Genomic DNA, 5,215 nt, shown 5'->3' with positions numbered 1-5,215 from the left:
CGCGAGGCGCTCGCGCGAGAGCCCGTTGGCGATCGTCAGGCGGGGGGAGTGGTCGGTGAGGGCCATCCAGTCCTGCCCGAGCTCGACTGCGGTGAGGACCATCTCCTCGATCGGGCTGCCCCCGTCACTCCAGTCGGAGTGCACGTGCAGGTCTCCGGTCAGGGCGGTGTAGAGCTCGGCCCCATCCCAGCTGAGCGGCGCGCCATGCTGCTCCTCGAGGGTGGCGAGGTAGGCCGGCATGACCCCGCGCACCGCCTGCACGATGATGGCCGCGGTCGAGTCCCCGATGCCCTTGATCTGCTTGAGCGTTCCGGCTCGGACGCGCTCGTCCAGCTCCTCCTCGGGGATGAGTCGGATCGCCTCGGCCGCCCGCCGGAACGCCGCCACCCGATACGGGCTCTCCCGCGCCCGCTCGAGCAGGAAGCCGATGCGGCGCAGGGCGTCCTGTGGGCTCATGGGCGCCTTGGGCGGGCGGGGTGCCTCCATGCCGTGATCGTAGGTGGAGATGCCGCATGCCGCTGAGCCCGGTCGCGCTGGCCTGGCTCGCTCCGTGCGTGGCCCGGTCAGCGCGGGGGCGGCGTCGACAGCGTGTCGTTCGGTCCCTTCGGCAGGAGCGTGACCGTGACCCAGTCGGCGCCGTAGCGCTCCTGGAGTCGGGCTTCGGCGTCGGTGCCGGAGGCGGCCACGGCGACACGGTCCGCCCGGGCGTCCTGCGTGACGGTCGAGATGACGATGCCCTGACTCGCCAGCGCCGGCGCGTCGGCCGAGATGCGTTGGACCAGGGCGGCCTTGTCGGCGTAGGTGTGCTCGGCCTGGGCGAACTCGACGTCCTCTCGGCTCGGCAGCGCGGACCGGATGCGGTCCTCGAGCGCACCGTCTCGGCGGGTCAGGGCGATGACGATGTGCGTGTTCGTCGGGTCGGTCGCATAGGCGCCGGAGAAGACGTCGCTCCACTTCTTCGTCAGCTCGGCCGCGAGGCCCTCGATCGCGGCGCGCTGCGGTGTCAGTGGGCCGACGAACCAGTCGCTCCCGACCGCCGCCTTCGCTACCGGTGCGTTGTCGCGGCCCGCCGAGAGCGTCGGCTGCTGGCGGCCCCCAGCGCTTCCCTCGGCGCCGCTGCCGGCGCCGCTCTGGCTTCCTTGGTCGCTCATCACTTCAGGGGCGGACGCCGAGGAGGCGGTTGTGGTGCCGGGCAGGCCACCCTGGAGCAGCCACGCACCGCCGCCGCCGGCGATGACGACGAGGGCTGCGGCCGCAGCGACGATGGCGTTGCGGCGCCGGTTCGTGCGAGCCCGGCCGCGGATGACGGCGCGCTGGACGAACAGCTCGTCCGTGGGTGGCTGGAGGTCGTTCATGGCGCGGAGAGCCCTTCTCAGCTGCTGCTCGCTCTGGTCCGGATGCGTCATGGCACGGCTCCTGCTCCGGTCAGGGGTGGTTCGGCGAGCCGGTCGCGCAGCGCGGCGAGCGCCCGGGAGATCTGGCTCTTGATGGTGCCCTCCGCAACGCCGGTGCATTCGGCAATCTGGGGCACGGTGAGGTCCTCCCAGAACCGGAGGACGATGACGGCTCGCTGCTTGTCCGGCAGGTCCTTGAGCAGCTCGGTCAGGGTGAGGGCGAGCTCACGGTCATGGTCGGTGACTGCAGGCTCGGGCGTCTGGTCGGTGAGGATCTCTCGGCGGCGTTTGCGCTGGTCGTTGAGGTAGACGTTCATCATGGTGCGTCGGGTGTAGGCCGCCTCGGCTCCGGGGGTGATTCGATGCCAGGCGACGTAGACGCGGGCGAGGGCCTCCTGGACGAGCTCGTCGCCGTCGGCCCAGTTGCCGCAGAGCAGGAACGCGCGTCGTCGCAGCACGGTCTGCCGCTCGGTGACGAACGCGCGGAACGCCTCCTCGTCCGTGCCTCGCATCTGCTCCCCGGTCCGGTCGTAGAGATGGGCCCAGTGTCGTACACGAGGTAAGACATGCGGGACGCGCCAACCGTTGCATCTCCGTTCGGGGTATTCCGTTCGAGGTATCGCCTCGCTCTGGGGAGCGAGATTCAACCTCGACCCGAATACCTCGAACCGGTCAAGGTCGAACCGGTCAGGCGGCCTGCTCGAGGTCCAGCAGGAAACGCTTGGCGTCCAGCCCCCCGACGTACCCGCCGAGGGAGCCGCCGGTCCGGACGACGCGGTGGCACGGGATGACGATGGGCATCGGGTTGGTGGCGCAGGCCGAGCCGACCGCCCGCGTGGCACGCGGGCTCCCGGATGCGGCGGCGACCTCGGCATAGCTCTCGGTCCGTCCGAACGGGATCTGCCGGAGGTGGCCGAGCACGTCACGACGGAACCCGTGGGCGAGGCGCAGGTCGAGCGGCACGTCGATCACCGCGAGCGTGCCGGCGAAGTACGCGTCGAGCTGGCGGGCGAGGTCATCCAGCCCCGATGGGCTGCGCAGGACCCGGGAGCCGATGCGGTCGGACAGGTCCTGGAGGACGGCCTCGTGGTCCTGCGCGGCGTAGGCGACGCGGACGAGGCCGGCCGGGGTGGCAGCGAGGAGGAGCCGGCCGAGTGGCGAGTCGACGGTGCGGTATGTCACGTCGAGCAGACGCTCGGCCGAGGCCCGCGCGACCAGGCGGTCGCGCAGCTCGCTGGGTAGGTCGTCGGGCCGGGCTGGGTCGGTGGCCAGGGCCTGGAAGAGCTTGTCATGCAGGGACTCAGACATGGGAGATCACATCCTCATTGGCGAGGTAGGTGCGGCGGAGTGCGGCGATGCCATCCGCCGCAGCACGGCGGGCAGCGGCCTCCGTGCCACCGACGATGGCGGCGACCTCGGCGTGCGGCAGGCCGGCGACATGGTGGTAGGCGACGCACTGGCGTTGCTTTGGTGGGAGGGCGGCCAACGACTGCCAGAGCGCGTCGTCTGGCAGCGATTCCTCGGGGGAGGGGGTCGATGTGCTGCGCGGCTCGGGGACCTCGTCGACGGGGATGGGGCGCCGGGCGGTGGCCCGGTGCACATCGATCGCCTTGCGGTGCGCGATGGTGATGAGCCACCCCCTGACGTTGGCGTCCTCCGGCAGGTCGGGCCAGGCGCGCAGGGCGGAGAGGAAGGTCTCCGACCACGCGTCGTCGGCGTCGGCGGGCCCGAGGGTCGCGCGGCACACCCGGAGCACGACGGGCCCGTGCTCGGTGACGGCCCGCTCGAACGGTTGCTTCATGTCAGGAGAACGCTCCTCGCACCGGGTCCGTGAGCCCTCACCCCAATCCCCATCCCAATCGAGTGAACGGCTTTTGTGCCCGATTCTTGTTCACTCGATCGCTCAGAAGAGGCGGCCTGCGTGGTCAGCGGGGGGCTCCTCGAGGGTGAGGAGGAACCGCTTGCGGTCCAGTCCACCTGCATAGCCGACGAGCGACCCATCGGTGCCGATGACGCGATGACACGGGATGACGACCGCAATGGGGTTGCGGCCGTTGGCGGTGCCGACGGCTTGGGCCAGGTTGCGGTCGCCGAGGGCCCGGGCGAGATCCCCGTAGCTGCGGGTCTCGCCATACGGGATGGTGCGGAGCAAGTCCCAGACCCGCTGCTGGAACGCGTCGCCGCGCGGGGCCAGCGGCAGGTCGAAGTCCCGAAGCTCACCGGCGAAATACGCGCGCAACTGCACCGCGGCCGCGGCGAACGGCTCCTCGTCCGGCGGGGCCTCGTCGCCGAAGGCGTCAGTGTCAGCCGGGCGGTACTTCGCCGCGTCCATGAGCAGGTGGGTCAGTGCGCCATCCTCCGCAACGACCGTGAGCTCCCCGATGGGGGAGGGAAGCAGGACATGTCGCGGGCTCATGGTGCCGGTCGCGCCGGGGGCTGGGTGCGGAGCAGGTCATCGTGCGTCGGCACCGGGAACTCCGCCGTGTAGTCGCCGTAGGCGCGCGGATCCTCGGCCGGCTCGAGGTGGCAGGTGATCGAGAGGTCGGCGAACTCCTCGTGGATCGCAGCCTCGACCTCCTCGACCAGGTCGTGGCCGCGCTGCACCGACCACTGGCCGGGCACGAGCACGTGGACCTCGGCGAACCGGTGGTGGCCCGAGACCCGCGTCCGCAGCGCATGGAAGTGGACGTCCTTGCTGACGAACCGAGCCAGGATCTCCGCGATGCCCCGGTTCTCCTCCTTGCTCAACGCGACGTCCATGAGGCCCTCGGTGGACTGGCGAATGAGCTTCCACCCGGTCCAGATGATGTTGAGCCCGACGAGGAAGGCGATGACCGGGTCGAGCCGCTCGATCCCGGTGAGGGCGACGACGAGAACGCCGACGATCACGCCGCCGGAGGTCCAGACGTCGGTGAGGAGATGCTTGCCGTCCGCCGTCAGGGTCAGCGAGCGATACTGTCGCCCGGCACGGAGCAGGATGAAGGCGACGACCCCGTTGACGACCGAGGCCAGCACCGAGACGGCCAGGCCGATGCCGACGTTCTCGATGGGCCGCGGATTGAGGAACCGGTCGACCGACGTGTAGAGGATGACGAGGGCCGCGATGAAGATCATCATCCCCTCGAGTGCTGCCGAGAAGTACTCGGCCTTGGCATGCCCGAAATGGTGGTTCTTGTCCGCCGGCATCGCTGCAACGCGCAAAGCGATGAGGACCGCGATTGCGGCCACGAGATTGACGACAGACTCGGCCGCGTCGGAGAGCAGTCCGACCGATCCGGTGAGCTGCCAGGCAATGGTCTTGAGCGTGATCGTCACCAGCGCAGCTGCGATGGACAGCCAGGCGAAGCGGCTCAGGTCACGGGTCTCTTGGGGCACCCGTCCAGTCTGCCAAACATCTCAGACAGGACCGGTCACGTGTTTCGGTCGCCGGGAGTGGGTATGGACTCGGTGACCAATCTGGTGCAACGGAAGGAGCGGACGTGGGTGCAACGGACAAGGCCAAGAACATCACCGAGGACCTCGGTGGCAAGGCCAAGGAAGCCGCCGGCAAGATGACGGACAACGAGCGTCTCGAGGCCGAGGGCCAGACGGACCAGGCCAAGGCTGACCTCAAGCAGCGCGGCGAGCAGCTGAAGGACGCGGGCGAGGACGTCAAGGACGCCTTCCGCGGCTGAACCCAAGGACTGGTGGGCCAGGCTTCGTGGAGGGGGTCTGGCCCATCATCATGTCCGGCTGACCCAGATGAGCCGCCGCCTGCACCACCGCCACCACCATCGCAACACACCCGCTCACCGACTGGCTGCCCCTGCTGCAGCAGGGGC

8 protein-coding genes are annotated in these 5,215 nt (G+C 69.9%); 1 reads left to right on the top strand and 7 read right to left on the bottom strand.

Annotated features, from left to right (window positions below; all coding sequences use genetic code 11):
- The 7 genes from VIR15_RS14385 to VIR15_RS14355 all read right to left on the bottom strand — a co-directional run.
- A partial coding sequence (locus VIR15_RS14385) for a PHP domain-containing protein (RefSeq protein ID WP_331928812.1) occupies positions 1–486 on the bottom strand: 486 nt, incomplete at its 3' end.
- A gap of 77 nt (positions 487–563) precedes the next feature.
- Positions 564–1,406, bottom strand: coding sequence for a hypothetical protein (locus VIR15_RS14380; RefSeq protein WP_331928810.1), 843 nt, complete (start codon positions 1,404–1,406; stop codon positions 564–566).
- The gene (locus VIR15_RS14375) at positions 1,403–1,906 is read right to left on the bottom strand and encodes a SigE family RNA polymerase sigma factor (RefSeq protein ID WP_331928808.1); all 504 of its coding nucleotides are present in this window, start codon (positions 1,904–1,906) and stop codon (positions 1,403–1,405) included. Before VIR15_RS14375 ends, VIR15_RS14380 begins: the two co-directional genes overlap by 4 nt.
- Positions 1,907–2,081: 175 nt before the next feature.
- Positions 2,082–2,702 carry a methylated-DNA--[protein]-cysteine S-methyltransferase gene (locus tag VIR15_RS14370; protein ID WP_331928806.1) on the bottom strand — a complete coding sequence of 207 codons (621 nt, stop codon included), beginning with the start codon at positions 2,700–2,702 and terminating at the stop codon, positions 2,082–2,084.
- Positions 2,695–3,195, bottom strand: a complete 501-nt coding sequence (locus VIR15_RS14365; protein ID WP_331928804.1) for an RNA polymerase sigma factor — start codon at positions 3,193–3,195, stop codon at positions 2,695–2,697. Before VIR15_RS14365 ends, VIR15_RS14370 begins: the two co-directional genes overlap by 8 nt.
- Before the next feature lie 102 nt (positions 3,196–3,297).
- A complete protein-coding gene (locus VIR15_RS14360) occupies positions 3,298–3,810 on the bottom strand; it encodes a methylated-DNA--[protein]-cysteine S-methyltransferase (RefSeq protein ID WP_331928802.1) in 513 nt (170 codons plus the stop codon).
- The gene (locus tag VIR15_RS14355; protein ID WP_331928800.1) at positions 3,807–4,769 is read right to left on the bottom strand and encodes a cation diffusion facilitator family transporter; all 963 of its coding nucleotides are present in this window, start codon (positions 4,767–4,769) and stop codon (positions 3,807–3,809) included. Before VIR15_RS14355 ends, VIR15_RS14360 begins: the two co-directional genes overlap by 4 nt.
- Before the next feature lie 104 nt (positions 4,770–4,873).
- Between VIR15_RS14355 and VIR15_RS14350 the strand changes: the two genes are divergently transcribed.
- The gene (locus VIR15_RS14350) at positions 4,874–5,068 is read left to right on the top strand and encodes a CsbD family protein (RefSeq protein WP_331928798.1); all 195 of its coding nucleotides are present in this window, start codon (positions 4,874–4,876) and stop codon (positions 5,066–5,068) included.
- The last annotated feature ends 147 nt before the right edge of the window (positions 5,069–5,215 follow it).

The organism is Intrasporangium sp. (genome assembly GCF_036566125.1).
Taxonomy (GTDB): domain Bacteria; phylum Actinomycetota; class Actinomycetes; order Actinomycetales; family Dermatophilaceae; genus Intrasporangium.
This window is presented reverse-complemented; position numbering and strand designations above follow the sequence as displayed.

Excerpts from the sequence above, each read along its gene's own strand:
- VIR15_RS14370 (WP_331928806.1), bottom strand. The coding sequence starts at position 2,702 with ATGTCTGAGTCCCTGCATGACAAGCTCTTCCAGGCCCTGGCCACCGAC.
- VIR15_RS14375 (WP_331928808.1), bottom strand. The coding sequence starts at position 1,906 with ATGCGAGGCACGGACGAGGAGGCGTTCCGCGCGTTCGTCACCGAGCGG.
- VIR15_RS14365 (WP_331928804.1), bottom strand. The coding sequence starts at position 3,195 with ATGAAGCAACCGTTCGAGCGGGCCGTCACCGAGCACGGGCCCGTCGTG.
- VIR15_RS14360 (WP_331928802.1), bottom strand. The coding sequence starts at position 3,810 with ATGAGCCCGCGACATGTCCTGCTTCCCTCCCCCATCGGGGAGCTCACG.
- VIR15_RS14380 (WP_331928810.1), bottom strand. The coding sequence starts at position 1,406 with ATGACGCATCCGGACCAGAGCGAGCAGCAGCTGAGAAGGGCTCTCCGC.